Annotated in this window: 18 protein-coding genes; 11 read left to right on the top strand and 7 right to left on the bottom strand. The window is 67.4% G+C overall.

Annotated features, from left to right (window positions below):
• The first annotated feature begins 9 nt into the window (after positions 1–9).
• Positions 10–357: an ArsC family reductase gene (locus B5X82_RS11000; protein ID WP_079648200.1), complete on the top strand. Its 348-nt coding sequence runs from the start codon at positions 10–12 to the stop codon at positions 355–357.
• On the opposite strand, the gene B5X82_RS10995 is transcribed toward B5X82_RS11000, so the two are convergent.
• Positions 358–1,527, bottom strand: a complete 1,170-nt coding sequence (locus B5X82_RS10995) for a GGDEF domain-containing protein (protein ID WP_079648199.1) — start codon at positions 1,525–1,527, stop codon at positions 358–360.
• 161 nt (positions 1,528–1,688) lie between these two features.
• On the opposite strand from B5X82_RS10995, the gene purT reads away from it, so the two are divergent.
• The 5 genes from purT to B5X82_RS10970 all read left to right on the top strand — a co-directional run bounded on the left by purT (position 1,689) and on the right by B5X82_RS10970 (position 5,976).
• Complete coding sequence (gene purT, locus B5X82_RS10990; RefSeq protein WP_079648198.1) at positions 1,689–2,876, top strand: formate-dependent phosphoribosylglycinamide formyltransferase; 1,188 nt, start codon at positions 1,689–1,691, stop codon at positions 2,874–2,876.
• Entirely contained in the window at positions 2,873–3,256 is a 384-nt protein-coding gene (locus tag B5X82_RS10985; RefSeq protein WP_079648197.1) for a RidA family protein, read from the top strand. The genes purT and B5X82_RS10985 overlap by 4 nt, the downstream gene beginning before the upstream one ends.
• Positions 3,257–3,303: 47 nt before the next feature.
• Positions 3,304–4,326, top strand: a complete 1,023-nt coding sequence (locus B5X82_RS10980) for an aldo/keto reductase (RefSeq protein WP_079648196.1) — start codon at positions 3,304–3,306, stop codon at positions 4,324–4,326.
• 160 nt (positions 4,327–4,486) lie between these two features.
• Positions 4,487–4,801 carry a UrcA family protein gene (locus tag B5X82_RS10975; RefSeq protein ID WP_079648195.1) on the top strand — a complete coding sequence of 105 codons (315 nt, stop codon included), beginning with the start codon at positions 4,487–4,489 and terminating at the stop codon, positions 4,799–4,801.
• 380 nt (positions 4,802–5,181) lie between these two features.
• Positions 5,182–5,976: a sulfite exporter TauE/SafE family protein gene (locus B5X82_RS10970; RefSeq protein ID WP_079648194.1), complete on the top strand. Its 795-nt coding sequence runs from the start codon at positions 5,182–5,184 to the stop codon at positions 5,974–5,976.
• Positions 5,977–5,987: 11 nt separating this feature from the next.
• On the opposite strand, the gene B5X82_RS10965 is transcribed toward B5X82_RS10970, so the two are convergent.
• The 3 genes from B5X82_RS10965 to B5X82_RS10950 all read right to left on the bottom strand — a co-directional run bounded on the left by B5X82_RS10965 (position 5,988) and on the right by B5X82_RS10950 (position 7,673).
• Positions 5,988–6,224: a hypothetical protein gene (locus tag B5X82_RS10965; RefSeq protein ID WP_079648193.1), complete on the bottom strand. Its 237-nt coding sequence runs from the start codon at positions 6,222–6,224 to the stop codon at positions 5,988–5,990.
• Positions 6,221–6,487 carry a hypothetical protein gene (locus tag B5X82_RS10960; protein WP_079648192.1) on the bottom strand — a complete coding sequence of 89 codons (267 nt, stop codon included), beginning with the start codon at positions 6,485–6,487 and terminating at the stop codon, positions 6,221–6,223. Before B5X82_RS10960 ends, B5X82_RS10965 begins: the two co-directional genes overlap by 4 nt.
• Positions 6,488–7,145: 658 nt before the next feature.
• Positions 7,146–7,673, bottom strand: coding sequence for a hypothetical protein (locus B5X82_RS10950; RefSeq protein ID WP_079648190.1), 528 nt, complete (start codon positions 7,671–7,673; stop codon positions 7,146–7,148).
• A 111-nt stretch (positions 7,674–7,784) separates the two neighbouring features.
• On the opposite strand from B5X82_RS10950, the gene B5X82_RS10945 reads away from it, so the two are divergent.
• The 5 genes from B5X82_RS10945 (at position 7,785) to B5X82_RS10925 (ending at position 13,457) form a co-directional block, all read left to right on the top strand.
• A complete protein-coding gene (locus B5X82_RS10945) occupies positions 7,785–8,438 on the top strand; it encodes a hypothetical protein (protein WP_079648189.1) in 654 nt (217 codons plus the stop codon).
• A gap of 104 nt (positions 8,439–8,542) precedes the next feature.
• A complete protein-coding gene (locus B5X82_RS10940; protein WP_079648188.1) occupies positions 8,543–10,354 on the top strand; it encodes a DUF885 domain-containing protein in 1,812 nt (603 codons plus the stop codon).
• A gap of 27 nt (positions 10,355–10,381) precedes the next feature.
• Positions 10,382–11,794: an amidase gene (locus B5X82_RS10935; protein ID WP_079648187.1), complete on the top strand. Its 1,413-nt coding sequence runs from the start codon at positions 10,382–10,384 to the stop codon at positions 11,792–11,794.
• Positions 11,795–11,878: 84 nt separating this feature from the next.
• A complete protein-coding gene (locus B5X82_RS10930) occupies positions 11,879–12,307 on the top strand; it encodes a hypothetical protein (protein WP_235862657.1) in 429 nt (142 codons plus the stop codon).
• Between the two features lie 22 nt (positions 12,308–12,329).
• The gene (locus B5X82_RS10925) at positions 12,330–13,457 is read left to right on the top strand and encodes a PQQ-dependent sugar dehydrogenase (RefSeq protein ID WP_079648185.1); all 1,128 of its coding nucleotides are present in this window, start codon (positions 12,330–12,332) and stop codon (positions 13,455–13,457) included.
• Here B5X82_RS10925 and B5X82_RS10920 read toward each other — a convergent pair.
• From B5X82_RS10920 to B5X82_RS10910, 3 genes are all read right to left on the bottom strand, one after another.
• A complete protein-coding gene (locus B5X82_RS10920; protein ID WP_235862656.1) occupies positions 13,454–14,098 on the bottom strand; it encodes a GNAT family N-acetyltransferase in 645 nt (214 codons plus the stop codon). The genes B5X82_RS10925 and B5X82_RS10920 overlap by 4 nt on opposite strands.
• 381 nt (positions 14,099–14,479) lie before the next feature.
• Positions 14,480–14,761, bottom strand: a complete 282-nt coding sequence (locus tag B5X82_RS10915; protein WP_079648184.1) for an HNH endonuclease signature motif containing protein — start codon at positions 14,759–14,761, stop codon at positions 14,480–14,482.
• 10 nt (positions 14,762–14,771) lie between these two features.
• A complete protein-coding gene (locus tag B5X82_RS10910) occupies positions 14,772–15,155 on the bottom strand; it encodes a response regulator (protein ID WP_079648183.1) in 384 nt (127 codons plus the stop codon).
• Positions 15,156–15,260: the final 105 nt, after the last annotated feature.

Genomic DNA, 15,260 nt, shown 5'->3' with positions numbered 1-15,260 from the left:
TGCTGACCGATGACCATCACCATGTACGGCATCAAGAATTGCGACACGATCAAGAAGGCGCGAACCTGGCTGGAAGGGCGCGGCATCGGCTATGATTTCCACGACTACAAGGCGTCCGGGATCGATCGTGCGACGCTGAAGAAATGGGCCGGCGTGGTGGGGTGGGAGGTACTGCTCAACCGCGCGGGCACCACCTTCCGCAAGCTGCCCGACGCCGACCGCGCCGACATCGACGAAGCCAAGGCGATCGCGCTGATGGAGGCGCAGCCCTCGATGATCAAACGGCCGGTGCTCGACGCCGGCGGCGAGCTGCTCGTCGGCTTCAAGCCCGACCTCTACGAGGCCAAGCTCGGCTGATCAGAAAGCGGGTTGGGCCTGGCGATCCACGGTCGTCCGGTTCCGCCCGTTCTCTTTGGAAGCGTAGAGCGCCCGGTCGGCACGCTTGAGGATGTCGGCGAGGATATGGTCGTCGGCGCTCATCGCCGCGACGCCGAAGCTGGCGGTCAGCCGCAGCGGGAGGTCGCCGATCTGCACCGCCATGATCCGCGTGCGCAACGCCTCGACCAGGACGCGGGCCGTCTCGGCGTCGCTGCCGGGGAAGAGCAGGACGAACTCCTCGCCACCGAAGCGGCCATAATGGCCGGCGCCGCCGAGCTGTTCGCGGAACAGGTCGGTGAGGCGGCACAGTACCTCGTCGCCATGGCCATGGCCGTGGAGATCGTTGATCTCCTTGAAATGGTCGACGTCGCAGATTGCGATCGACAGCGGCCGGCCGGTGGCGCGTGCCTCCTCCATCAGGCGGACGCCGACGGCCTCGACCGCCCGCCTGTTCGGCGCTCCGGTCAGCGAGTCGGTCTCGGCGGTCAGGCGCAGCTTTTCGGCAAGGTCGCCGCCCATCAGGTAGAGCGAGAAGATGCCGGCTCCGACCGTCATCGCCGGCAAGCCGAGGAAGACGATGTAGGTATAGGCGCGGTCGAGGGCGGCCGATTCGCCGTTGCCCATCGCCGCGAGCACGATGCCGCCGGCCAGCTCGACCGCGGCGAGGCCGAAGCAGGTAAAGATGATCGGCCGTTCCCCCAGCCGCAGCTTGCGGCCGGGATGCGCGAGCGCGGTCGTCACGCCGAACAGCAGCACCGCCGCGGCGTAGAGCGGAACGATAGCGCTCCGCATCCCCCGGTCGGGATCGACGATGCTGTACCACAGGATCAGCAGCAGCCCGGCGGCATGGGTCGCGACGAGGGGAAGCGTGCGCGAGGGCAGGCCGGACCGCATCCGATAGGCCATGGCGGCGAGGATCGGCGGTGTCATCGCGATCGCGCTGACCGCGAGGTTGACCCAGATGTCCCCCTTGAAGAGGAAGAAATAGGTGGCGTCGCTCGCATAGAGCAGCACGTTGCCGCCGAAGGCGGCGGCGAGCAGCATCGCCATCTTCGGCTGGCCCAAGGTCCGCGCCGCCAACAGCATCGCCACCGCGAGCAGGCCGTTGACGAGCAGCAGCACCGCGAAGATGAAGAAATCCACCGACACCGGGCCGGAAACTCCCCCCGAAAACCCCAGGCCTTCATAGCCCTTCCGGAATGTGGCGTAAAATGAAGTTGGGCTGTGACGATAGGTCTTTGGTCGAAGCGGCGGCCGCTTCACCTGCGGCCTTTTCCTGTCTATGCGCCCTTGGCGAGGAGATTCCCCTTATGAGGCCTGTCGCCAGGATATTGTTGCTCGGTTCGGGTGAGCTCGGCCGCGAGTTCACCATCGCCGCCAAGCGGCTCGGCGCCTATGTCATCGCCTGCGATTCCTACGAGAAGGCGCCGGCGATGCAGGTCGCCGACGACTATGAGGTCCTCTCGATGCTGGACGACGAGGCGCTCGCGGCGGTGATCGAGAAGCACCGGCCCGACCATATCGTCCCCGAGGTCGAGGCGATCCGGACCGAGGTGCTCCTCGATTTCGAAGACAAGGGCTATTCGGTGGTGCCGTCCGCACGCGCGACGATGCTGACGATGAACCGCGATCGCATCCGCGACGTCGCCGCGAACGAACTGGGTCTCGTCACCTCGCGTTTCCTCTATGCCGAGACGCTCGAGGAGATGCGCGCGGCGGTGAAGACGGTGGGCATCCCCTGCGTGGTGAAGCCGGTGATGTCCTCGTCGGGCAAGGGACAGAGCATCGTCACTGCCGAGGAGGCCGTCGATGCCGCGTGGGACTATGCGGTCGAAGGGATGCGTGGCGACCGGCAGCGGGTGATCGTCGAGGCGTTCATCGCCTTCGATTATGAGATCACGCTGCTGACGATCCGGACGCGCCAGGGCGTGCTGTTCTGCGAACCGATCGGGCATCGCCAGGAACTGGGCGACTATCGCGAGAGCTGGCAGCCCACGCCGATGTCGAAGACCGCGCTCGCCGCCGCGCAGGACATGGCGCGCAAGGTGGTCGACGATCTCGGCGGTTATGGTTTGTTCGGGGTCGAGTTCTTCGTCGCAGGCGAGCAGGTGATCTTCTCCGAGTTGTCGCCGCGGCCGCACGACACCGGCATGGTGACGCTGATCTCGCAGAACCTGACCGAGTTCGACCTGCACGCCCGCGCGATCCTCGGCCTCCCGATCCCGCACATCCACCTCAACGGCGCGTCGGCCTCGGCGGTGCTGCTGGCCGATCGCCATGCCGAGGACTTTCGTATCGAGGGGCTGGCTGAAGCCCTGGCGCCGGCGCCGGGCGTCGAGACCGACGTGCGACTGTTCAGCAAGCCCGTCACCCGGCCGAATCGTCGCATGGGCGTGGCGCTGGCGTTGGCGCGCGAGGGAACGGCCGACGACGCCCGTGCGGCGGCCCGCGCCGCCGTGGCGAAGCTGAGCATTGTCTATGCGGGAGAAGTCCAGTGACGCGTCAGCTGATCTCCTCGGGATCGCCGTTCGAGAAGCAAGTCGGCTATAGCCGCGCGCTGGTCGACGGCGAATGGGCGTTCGTGGCGGGAACGACCGGCTATGATCCCGAGACACGGGTCATGCCCGACAGCGCCGCCGACCAGGCGCGCAATGCGCTGGCGCTGATCGCCCGGACGCTGGACGGTGCCGGTTTCGCGATGGCCGACGTGGTCCGCGCTACCTATTATTTCACACGGGCCGAATATTGGGACGAGGTCGGGCCGGTGCTGGGCGAGGTCTTCGGCGAGATCCGTCCGGCGGCGACCGCCCTCATCGTCGGGCTGATCAGGCCCGAGATGAAGGTGGAGATCGAGGTGACGGCGCTGCGGCGCCGCTGAAACGCGGCGCGGGCTCTCCCCGGCCGCCAAGCTGAGGAGACGACGCGATGCGCTACAAACCCCTGGGCCGGACCGGCCTCCACGTCTCCGAGCTGTGCCTCGGCACGATGACCTTCGGCGGCGGTTCCGAAGGGATGTGGGCGCCGATCGGCAATCTTCAGCAGGGCGACGTGGATCAGCTGCTGCGCCAGTCGCTCGATGCCGGGATCAACTTCGTCGATACCGCCAATGTCTATGGCGAAGGACGGTCGGAGCAGATCACCGGGCGGGCGATCCGCAATCTCGGCATCGCGCGCGACGAGATCGTCGTCGCGACGAAGGTAATGGGACGGATGGGCAAGGGGCCCAATCAGGTCGGCCTGTCGCGCTACCACATCATGGAGGCGGTCAAGGCCAGCCTGACCCGGCTCGGCCTCGACCATATCGACCTCTACCAGGTCCACGGCTTCGACGCGACGACGCCGATAGAGGAGACGATCGAGGCCCTCGATACGCTCGTACGTCACGGACATGTGCGTTATGTCGGCGTGTCCAACTGGGCGGCGTGGCAGATCGTCAAGGCGCTGGGCATCAGCGAGCGGCGCGGGCTTGCCGGCTTCGCCTCGCTCCAGGCCTATTATTCGATCGCAGGCCGCGACCTCGAACGCGAACTGGTGCCGATGATGCGATCGGAAGGGCTGGGCCTGATGGTGTGGAGCCCGCTGGCGGGCGGGCTACTGTCGGGCAAGTTCGACATCGGCAACGAGACGAGCGGCGAAGGGCGTCGCGCCGCCTTCGATTTCCCGCCGGTCGATCGCGGACGCGCGCGTGGCGTGATCGATGCGATGCGTCCGATCGCTGCCGCGAAGGGCGTCTCGGTGGCGCAGATCGCGCTCGCCTGGCTGCTGCACCAACCCGCGGTCACCAGCGTGATCGTGGGCGCCAGGCGCGCCGACCAGCTTGCCGACAATATCGCATCGACCGAGGTGGTGCTGAACGCGGAGGAGCTGGCGGCACTCGACGCGGCGAGCGCGATGCCCGCGGAATATCCCGGCTGGATGTTCGATCGTCAGTCGATCCGGTCCCGCTGAGCGGGGCGCAATTTGCCAAAAATTGGATAATAATGGCAATATTTGGCAAAGATTCTTGACGCGCTGTTTATAAAATCACAGTTTTTTCAAGGGAAATGCATTTGGCACGGTTCCTGCTGAGAGATGCGCATCCACAACGCACATCGAAAGGGACGTTACAATGCAGACCTTCAAGAACACCGTCGCCGGCACCTTCGCGCTGGTCGCCACCTTCGTCACCGTCGCCGCGGCGACCCCGCTGCGGGCCGAGCCGGTGAGCGTTTCCGTCGCCTATGGCGATCTGGACATCCAGAGCGAGACCGGCGCAGCCCGCCTCGACGCCCGCATCCGCCGCGCGGCGTACGAGGTCTGCGGCCAGGCCGACGTCGCCACCAGCATCAAGGTCGCCAACTGCCGCCAGGATGCGATCGGCGCCGCCAAGGCCAAGCTGGCCATGACCGGCCAGGTTTCGGAACTGAAGCTCGCCGCCCGCTGATCCGGGCGCCATCGATGGCCTCCGGCAAGGCCGCCAGACGAAGGTCCTCCAGCCTTCCCTGGCGGCCTTTGCCGTTGGGGGGCGCAAGCCGCACATTTCCTAGGCGCGAGGCAAATTTTCCTTTGGCGCGCGGCGGTGACGCTGTGGGTAGAGGCGGGTCCGTGAAGGGGCACATGGACCAATTCGGGCGGCTGGCCGGCACAGGCCCGATCGCGATCGTCGTCCGCCGGCAGTCGCGCGCGCCGCGGGCCGCTATAGTTCACGGATTGACGGATCGCCTCCCAGCTTACAACGATGTGGGCCATGGCTGAGCGATTTGCTGATCCGCCCCGTCGACCTCGTTCCGGAGGTGCGGCCTCTCGCCGGAGATCGCCGGGTCGATGATTCCCGTGGATTGGCTCAACACACTTGCCGGCCTCCTGGTCGGGACGATCGTCGGCATGACCGGCGTCGGCGGCGGATCGCTGATGTCTCCTATCCTGATCCTGTTGTTCGGGGTCGCGCCGGCGACGGCGGTCGGCACCGACCTGTGGTTCGCGGCGGCGACCAAGACGGTCGGCTCGATCGTCCACCACCGGCAGAACAGCGCCGACCATCGCATCGTCGGATGGCTGTGCCTGGGCAGCATCCCCGCGGCGATCCTGACCCTGCTGCTGCTCTTCGAATTCGGCGGTCATCAGGAGAAGAGCGGGCTCATCGTCACCCTGCTCGGCGGCATGCTGATCATCACCTCGTTCGCGACGCTGTTCCGCCGCCAACTCGTCCACGCGATGATCGACACCGATGACGAGGCGAAGGCGCGCCGCTTCATCCGGTTCCAACCGATCCTGACCGTAGCGGCGGGGGCGGTGCTGGGAACGCTCGTCACCCTGACGTCGGTCGGCGCGGGGGCGCTGGGGGCGACTCTGCTGCTGATGCTCTATCCGCTGCGGCTGACCGCGCGGAAACTGGTCGGCACCGACATCATGCATGCGGTGCCGCTCACCCTGGTCGGCGGGATCGGCTATCTGATCGCCGGAAGCGTCGACCTGCGGCTGCTTGGCATGCTGCTGATCGGATCGATCCCCGGCATCGTCATCGGGTCGCGGCTGACGCTGTGGCTGGACGAGCGGATCATCCAGCGCTGCCTGGCCGTGGTGCTGTTCATCACCGGCATCAAGCTGGTGACCGTTTAGCGTCCTGGCTTCTAAAGGGCGGCGCGTTCGATCATCGCCCAGCTCACCCCCGGAAAAGCATCCTCAATCAGCCGGCGGGCGAGCGAACGGCTCGTCTCCGCGCATCGGTCCGCCTGCTGCGCGGCCTCCGCATGCCGGTCGCGATTGCCTGGCAACAGGTCGTAATGGCGGGCATCCTCCTCCGCTTGCGCGATGACGGACAGCACCGAGGCGAGCCGGAGCCCGCGATGTGCCGGGACCTCGCTCATGCCTCGTGCCCGCCCGCCTCGATCCAGGCACCGTGGATCGCGTCGATTTCGAACAGATCATAGGCGGCGTGGAGGCAGTCGGCCCACGCCGCATCGCGCAGCCCGGCGGCAGTGGCGAACAGGCGCCGGTCGCGATCATCGACATAGCCTCGACGGGCCGCCGCCGTCGCCGACCAGTGGCGGAGATTGCGCAGCGCGCGTTGAAGCGCGTCGATCTCGATCACCTCGCGGCAACCGGCGTCGATGGTTGGTAGGAAGGTCATCACGGCTCCGGAAAGAGTTGTATCGATATACAATATTCTTGTACAAAGTCAATCGAAATTCCGGGACCGCCTGCCTGCGGACATATGGATATGTTAAACCTTGTTAAGTAGGAAAATCAGGGATTCGGCTACGGCCGTGTGAACAATTGTAACTTCGGAGGAGGTCCTATTTTCTTGTTCATTGCCAAGGCGCACAGCGGTGAGGCGGACGCTATGGGCAAAGGTGAGTCGCGATGAACATGATGACGACCGACTGGATGGAGCAGGCGGAGGACCTCACCGCCGACGCTCTCGCCGGAATGGGGTTTCCCCCCATCGAACGGCAGCGGCCCCGACCGCCGGCCTGGATGATCGCCCCGTCCTTCCGGGCGGAACCAGCCGCCATCATGTCCGGCGCCAATCCCCCGGCGGGCTCCCCCTCGGCTGCCATGCAACCCTATCGTTCGATCCGCGACGTTCCCCGTCAGGTCCGATAGGCGGCCTGCCCGCGGTTTCCCCGCCGCGGGCATTTTTTTACACAGCCGATAGGAAAAATCCTAGACATGTAGGATCGGACGGATAGGATAGAACATAACAAGAACAAATGTGAGTCGATTCATGGGCGAGCCGGTCTATCGGGCGTCGCCGGGCTGCCATCTCAACTGCCCGGCCTGCGACATCAGATGTGCGATCCTGGCCGGCGAGGCCCACGACGCCTGGCAGGCGATGCAGCGTCTTCGCCGGGAGCAGGCCAATGCGCCCGAACCGGCACGGGCGGCGATGTTGTCGCGCGCTGAAGCGCGGATGGCAGACGCCGCGCAAGCGTTCGCGCGAGCGCGTCGCGATGCTCGGCGGGAACCTCGTCCTCCAGCATGGTCTCGAACATGCGGGTCAGGGCTTCTTCACTAGGAAAGGCGACGTCGAGGCGGAGATATTGGACGGTGGGCGCCTGTACGGCGATGTCGGCCGCGGCTTCATCGTCGGACAGACCGGCGAGCGCCAGCACCTCCCGCGCTTCCACGCCATAAGGATGGAGCGCGGCGGCAATCCGGCGGGCGGCGTCGATCGGGAGGAGGCCGGTGAAACGGCGTTCCTCATAATAGGCATAGCGGGTGTCGAGCGGGCTGCCGAGCAGCGCCGCGAAGGCCCGCATCGAGAGCCCGGAACGGGCGCGCAGCAGGCGCATGCGTTCGAAAGGCAGGGACATCGACTCACTCCTCGGTCACCGGTCGAGGATATCCGTAAATCTTGTGCAAGATTGTTCAACCAATTTGTCGGCGGGACGACCGGCGACCAGCGACGAGGAGCGAGATCGGCCATGGCCAGAGCGGGGCGTAAGCGCAAGGCGGGGGCACGGAACAAGGCGGGGCGGCTGATCGCCATCGGCGGGCCGCGCCTCGATCGCGGGACGGCGGAGCTGCGGCTGCACCGCGCGCTGCGCGCCGGACCGCTCGACCCGGCCACGCAACGGCTGTGGCAACGCGGCAAGGCGGAGGAGGCCGCCGCCGCGATCGGAATGGGCGATCATGGCCAGGCGGTCGATGCCGTCGGCCGCGCCTGGCTGGCGGGGTTGCTCGACCACCCGGCCCGCGACGGCGCGGCGATGCGCGATGCAGGACGGGTGCTCTTCAAGCTCTACTGGGCGCATTATGCCGAGCTCGCGCCGAGCGGCGGCCTCTATCGCGAACTGGCCGGGCGCGGCGTGGTGCGGTCGGGCGCGGCTGGCGCCACCGGCGATATCGAACGCGCCGCGCAGCTCGAGGCAGCGCTCAATCGCCGGCTGGCGATCCTCGACGATTGCGGGCGCGACGTGCGCCGGGCGGTCGAAAGCCTGTGCGTCGACCATCATTTCGAGTTCGGCCCTGCCTGGCTCGACCGGCTGATCGCCGCGCGGCGGGATGGCCGGCCGGCCGGCGAGGAGGATCGGCGGCGGATCGAGGCGGCGGTGCTGGGGCTGGCCGCGCTGGCCTGACGGTTCGGAGCGGCGATCGAGCGGCGGCGAGAGGCTCTGGCGCGCGGACGGATATTGCGCCTATTGTCGATCCATATCAAAAACTTGACCGAAGAGGGATCGCCATGGATCGCCGTACCTTCATCGCCTCGGCCGGCACCGCCGCCCTGATCGCCGGATTGCGACCGACCGTTGCCGCCGCCCAGACCGGCGGGGCCGATGCGAAGCTCAATGCCTTGTTCGACCGGATCTTCAACGACACGCTCGACAACTCGCCCCAGTTCTGCACCGCGCTCGGTTACGACAAGGGCGAGCGGGCGGCCGCCAAGAGCAAGCTCGACGACAATAGCGACGCGGGCATGCGCGACGATCTCGCCCGCGCGAAGAAATGGCTGGCCGAGGTGGAGGCTTTTCCGACCGCCGGCCTGTCCGAAGCAGCGGCGCTCAACCGCGAGATCGTCGGCTATTCGCTGCGCAACCAGACCGTCGCGCCGGAACGGTTCGCGATCGACAGCGTGATCCGGCCCTATCGCATCTTCCAGCAGGGCGGCGCCTATTTCCAGCTCCCCGATTTCCTGAATGATGCGCATGTGATCGCGAACAAGGCGGATTGCGACGCCTATCTGGCGCGGCTCGACGCGCTGGGCGGGGTGCTCGACACCGACAGCACCGTGCAGAAGGAGCGGTCGGCGCGCGGCATCACCGCGCCGGACTTCGCGATCGACCTGACGATCGGCCAGCTCGAGAAGCTGCGCGGGGCGCCTGCCGCGGAGAGCACGCTGGTGCGATCGCTGGTGCGGCGCGCCAAGGAAAAGGGCATTGCGGGTGATTTCGCGGGCCCGGCCGAAAAGATCGTCAGCGACAAGGTCTATCCCGCACTCGACCGCCAGATCGCGCTGATGAAGCAGCTCCGCGCGACCACCGCGCCGGGCTCGGGCGTCTGGCGGCTGCGCGACGGCGAGGCGATCTATGCAGCGGCGCTGGCCCAGGCGACCACCACCAGCTTCTCGCCCGAGGAGGTCCATAAGATGGGCCTGGAGCAGGTCGCCGAGATCAGCGCCGAACTCGATACGATCCTGAAGGGGCAGGGGCTGACCAAGGGCGGAATCGGCGAGCGGCTGACGGCGCTCAACAAGGACCCCAGGCAGCTCTATCCCGACAGCACCGAAGGGCGCGCCGCGCTGATTGCCTCGCTCAACGAGGGAGTGAAGGCGATGTATGCGAAGCTGCCGCGCTATTTCTCGCATGTGCCCGCCGCGCCGCTGGAGATCCGGGCGGTGCCGGTCGAGATCCAGGACGGGGCGTCGAACGGCTATTACAAGCGCGCCACGCTCGACGGGTCGCGCCCGGCCATCTACTTCATCAACCTCAAGGACGTCGGCGACTGGCCGAAATATACGCTGCCGGCGCTGACCTTCCACGAGGGCGTGCCGGGCCACCACCTCCAGATCAGCCTCGCGCAGGAATCGAAGGACATCCCGACGCTGCGCAAGATCGGCTTCTTCGGCGCCTATAGCGAGGGCTGGGCGCTCTATGCCGAGCAGCTTGCCGACGAGCTCAAAAGCTATGCCGATCCGCTCGAACGCGCCGGTTATCTCCAGTCCTTCCTGTTCCGCGCGGCGCGGCTGGTGGTCGACACCGGCATCCACACCCAACGCTGGGAGCGCGACAAGGCGACCGCCTATATGGTCGACACCACCGGCTTCGCGCAGCCGCGATCGCAGCGCGAGGTGGAGCGCTATTGCACCCAGCCGGGGCAGGCCTGTTCGTACAAGGTCGGGCACATGGCCTGGGTGCGCGCCCGCGCCAATGCGGAGAAGGCGCTCGGCGACCGCTTCGACATCCGTCGGTTCCACGACGTGCTCAAGAGCGGGGCGATGCCGCTGACCGTGATGGAGCGGCTGGTCGAGGCGCGGACCAAGGCGCTGCTGGCCTGACGGGCCGATCGGGGCGACATCGTCCAGTTGGACGATGCCCGCCTCGGCGCGGCGACCGAGGGTTTCTTCTCTGGCGCGGAGGGAACGCCGATCGACGAAGCGTTCAATCTCGATGTCGCCGAACTCGGCAGGCGCTATCGCGACCGGACGCTGTCGCCCGCTGAAGTCGAACGCGGCCTTTCGGCGCGGATCGCCCGGCTCGATCCGGAGCTCGGCGCCTTCACCGCGCTGGCGGGAGAGACGGCGCGCGCCGCGGCGCGGCAGGCGGAGGCCGAGCTGGCGGCCGGGATCGACCGCGGCCCGCTGCACGGCGTTCCGGTGACGGTCAAGGACCTCTGCCTGACCCGTGACATGCCGACCACGGCGGGGTTACGCGGCTTCGCCGATCGCCTGCCCAGGCGCGACGCCGGCGTGGTGGCGAGGCTGCGCGAAGCGGGGGCGGTGCTGGTCGGCAAGACCTACACGACGGCAGGCGCCTTCGTCGATCCGGCAGCCGACCGGCCGTTTCCGCGCCATCCGTGGCGGGCCGACCTCTTTCCCGGAATGTCGTCGACCGGCGCCGGCGTGGCGGTGGCGGCGGGCCTATGCTCTGTGGCGATCGGGACCGATACCGGCGGGTCGATCCGGCTGCCGTCGCTATGCTGCGGGGTGAGCGGGTTCAAGCCGACCTATGGGCGGGTCGATGCCGAAGGCGTGTTCGAGTCCGCGCCGTCGCTCGATCATGTCGGGCCGATCGCCCGCAGCGTCGCCGATCTGGCGGCGGCGATGACGGCCATCGGGCAGGGCGAGAGCCGGCACCCCGTCGTCGACCTCGCAGGGGTGCGGATCGGCGTCGATCGTCATGCCCTGGAGCAGACCGGATCGAAGAACCGGGGCGCGATCGAGCGGGCGGTCGGGCTGTTCGGCGAGCTCGGCCTGACAACGGTAGAGGTGACGCTGCCACTGGTTGCGGAGCTGCTCGCCGCGACCGGCCGATTGCAGGCGTGGGAGACGGCGAAGGTCCATGCCCCCTGGTATCCGGCGCATCGCGAGGATTACGGGCCGGGTCTCGCCGCGACGATCGAGCGGGGCCGGGCGATGCCGGCCGGCGACGTCGACGGTTTCGAGGAGGTTCGGGCCACCTATCGCCGGCAGCTCGACGCGCTGTTCGGCGTTGCCGACCTGATCATCCTGCCGGTGCTGACGATCGACACGCCGACGCTGGACGAATGGGACGGGGCGATGCGGCATGCCGACCCGCTGGGCGCGCGCTTCACCAAGCCGTTCAACGTGACCGGCCATCCCGCGCTCGCGCTGCCCGGCGGCTTCGACGCGGAGGGCCTGCCGCTGGGCTTCCAGCTCGTCGGGCGGCCGGCGGACGAAGCCTTGCTGCTCGGCGCCGGAATCGCCTTCCAGCAGGCCAGCGACTGGCATCGGGGCCCACCGCGCGCCTTGTCGTAGCGTCGGACCGGTGTTCGAGGCCGCCGGCAGGCAACGCCAGGCTGTGGCATAAGGGCGAAGTCCTGCTATATCGCGCGCATGAGCATGGTGGATATCGATGTGTGGGTCGGCAAGACGCTGTTCGTGCCGCCGATCATCAAGCTGTGTCAGCTGACCCGGCAGAGCCAATATGCGATATCGCGCCTGTTCTGGTTCATCACCGCGCTCGACCAGCTCCGCATCGCCACCTCGCTGACGTCGCAGATCATCGCCGGGCTGTTCAGCCTGTTCATGATGGTCACGGCGTCGCTGCGCGCCGACATACCGGCGTTCAGCATGCGCTGGTTCCGGATCGTGGCGCTGGTCTTCCTGCTGCTCGACGTCTTTTCGGGCGTGGTCAGCGGCCAATGGAAGGGGGTCGAGATCTGGGTGCTGGTGCTGTTCGCTGAATATGCAGCGACGATCACCCATATCCCGCCGAGCGAACGGAAACGCGAATCCCGGGCTGCGCGGCCGAGCGAAGCGCGGCACTGACCGCTTTTCAGGAGCACGATCGATGCCTCGTCCTGTCCTGTCCTTCGCCCTCCTTCTCACCGCAATGTCCGCCGTGCCGGCGATCGCCGCGCAGGCGCCGATCACGGGGGCAAGGCCCTTCGCCGACAAGCCATTCAAGGCGGAGGAGGTCGCGCGCTTCGACAGCCCCTGGGCGATGACCTTCCTGCCGGGCGGCCATATGCTCGTCACCGAGAAGGCGGGCCGGCTGCTGCTGCTGTCGCCCGACGGCGCGCGGCGTACCGCGGTCGAAGGGGTGCCCGCCGTCGATTCGAGCGGGCAGGGCGCGCTGGGCGAGGTCGTCGCGCATCCCGACTTCGCGACCAACGGCCTGGTCTACTTCAGCTATTCGGCGCCGCGATCGCCGAACGGTATCGTCCTGGCGCGCGGCAAGCTGGTCGGCGATCTCGGCGGCGCGCGGCTGGAGGGCGTGACGACGCTCTATCGCGCGCATCCGCTGAAGAGCGGCGGCCATTATGCGGGGCGGATCGCCTTCTCGCCCGACGGCCATCTCTTCTTCTCGATGGGCGAGCGGCAGAAATTCACGCCCGCGCAGGAACCTGGCGGCGTGCTGGGCAAGGTCGTCCGCCTGACGATGGACGGCAAGCCGGTGCCCGGCAATCCGCTCGCGGCCAAGGGGGGCGACCCGGCGGTCTGGAGCTATGGGCACCGCAATCCGCTGGGCCTGGCGTTCGACCTGGAAGGGCGTCTGTGGGAAGCGGAGATGGGGCCCAAGGGTGGCGACGAGGTCAATCTGATCCTGCCGGGCCGCAATTATGGCTGGCCTATCGTTTCCAACGGCGATCACTATGACGGGAAGCCGATCCCCGATCATCCGACCCGGCCCGCGTTCGAAGCGCCGAAGGTGAGCTGGAACCCGTCGATCTCGCCGTCGAGCCTGCTGGTCTATTCGGGCAAGCTCTTCCCGCAATGGCGCGGCAAGGCGCTGGTCGGCGCGTTGTCGGGCGAGATGCTGATCCTCGTCGACCTGGGCGAGAATGGTGCGAAGGAAGAGGCGCGCTACTCGATGGGGCAGCGCATCCGGGCGGTCGACCAGGGGCAGGACGGCGCCGTCTACGTGCTGGAAGACAAGGCCGGCGGGCGGCTGCTGCGGCTGACGCCGGTGGGTTAGATCGAGGGACGCCGCAGGGCGAGCACCGAAACCTCGCAGCGGATGCGGAAGCCAAGCGACTCGTAGAGCCGGATCGCGCCGGTGTTGCTGGCATAGGCGTGGAGGAAGGGGACTTCCCCGCGAGCCGCGATCCGGTTGGCCACGATGGTCGAGAGCAGGCCGGCGAGTCCCCGTCCGCGAAAGTCGGGATGGGTACAGACGCCGCTGATCTCGCAATGGCCCGGCGGCTTCAACCGCTCGCCCGCCATCGCGGCGAGCCGTCCGTCGATCCGGATGCCGATGAAGCCGCCGAAGAGGTGGGTGTTCGACAGGAAGGGGCCCGGCTCGGTGAGGGTCGCGAGCGCGAGCATCTCGGCCGCGTCGGCATCGCCGAGCGGCACGACCCGGTCGTCGGAGGGGGCGGGTTTGAGCGCCTCGGCGACCATCTGGACGCCCACAGCCTGCTTCTCGACGATCGCGCCGGGCGGAACGGCGATCGAACCGGCTTCGAGCAGGACGAGGGGGGCGTCCGAGGGGAGCAGCCCCGCCAATGCCGATTGCGCTTCGATCGAGCTGTCGCGGGCGGCGGCGAAGGGGCTGATGTCCGGCCGATAGCGCCATGCCCGTGGATTGCCGCGCGCGAAGGCAGCGTGTCGGTCCACCAGTGCCTCCCAGATCGGACGATCGAGAGGATGCGCGCTCAAGGATGCGCCGGACGACGAAGATGGCAAAGGATGGCCCCCGGACGAATGGCTTTAGGGGCGTGACGCCCCGCCCTGGAGGACGGCGGGGCGGGGCACGCTCAAGCACAAACCGCCCCCGAATATGCGCGGCATTGTGCCCTGTTGCAGGCTATAGCGCATTTTCAGGCGATCCGCGAGAGGCGTGGCGCAAAGTAGCGATACACAAAGGGAAAAACCCGCCGGGCCGTGGTCCCGGCGGGTTCGTCTCCTAAAAAAGCCGGGGGTAGAGGGGGCTTTCCGGCCTGACGGTAAAACCGTCCGCCCATCGCTGGGGTTCCGTATCGCAGGCCCGTTTTTCGGTCACCGGCGCCGGGACGTCCGGGTCGGAGCATGGAAATCGGGGGGCTTGTCGGTGATCCACGCCAGGAAGCGGGCGACCTCCGGATGCTGGCGGACCGGGCCGGGATCGGCGGGCAGGCGTGCCAGTTCCGCATTGCTGAAATGGGTATGGATGGTGCGGTGGCAGATCGGATGGAGTGGCACCGTGTCGCGCCCGCCCCGGCTTTTCGGGCGCGGATGATGCCATTCGATCCGTCGGCCGAGAGGGCGGTCGCACAGCCAGCAGCGAAGATCGCTCGTCAACGCGCTGGCCCTAGTCGAGCAGGCGCGCCAGTTCGGCGAGCAGCGTAGCGGCGCGATAGGGCTTCTGGAGGAAAGGGACCGAGGCCGGCACCGTCGCATCTTCCTGCCGGAGATGGCCTGAGGTCAGGATCAGCGGCAGCCCCGGCCAGCGTTCGCGCACCCGAAGCGCCAGTCCTAGGCCGTCGATCGTTCCAGGCATCTTGATGTCGGTGAAGACGAGGTCGATCTCGTCATGCACCTCGAGCAGGATCAGAGCCTGGTCGGCATCCTGCGCCTCGATCGTCGCATAGCCGGCATCCTCGATCGCATCGACCGCAATCATGCGCACGAACAGTTCGTCCTCGACGACGAGGACGGTTGCCTTGCCACGGGCCGAATTCTTTCTTCCCTGCAACTCCGCTCGTCCCACCGGCGTGTCGTTGCATCTTCCGGTGCCTGATTTTCGTTACGGAATCCAGAGTGCGCCCCTCTATAGGGGCAGGCGGCGCGGCATGATATG

The sequence above is a fragment of the Rhizorhabdus histidinilytica genome (assembly GCF_900167915.1).
Lineage (GTDB): Bacteria > Pseudomonadota > Alphaproteobacteria > Sphingomonadales > Sphingomonadaceae > Rhizorhabdus > Rhizorhabdus histidinilytica.
This window is presented reverse-complemented; position numbering and strand designations above follow the sequence as displayed.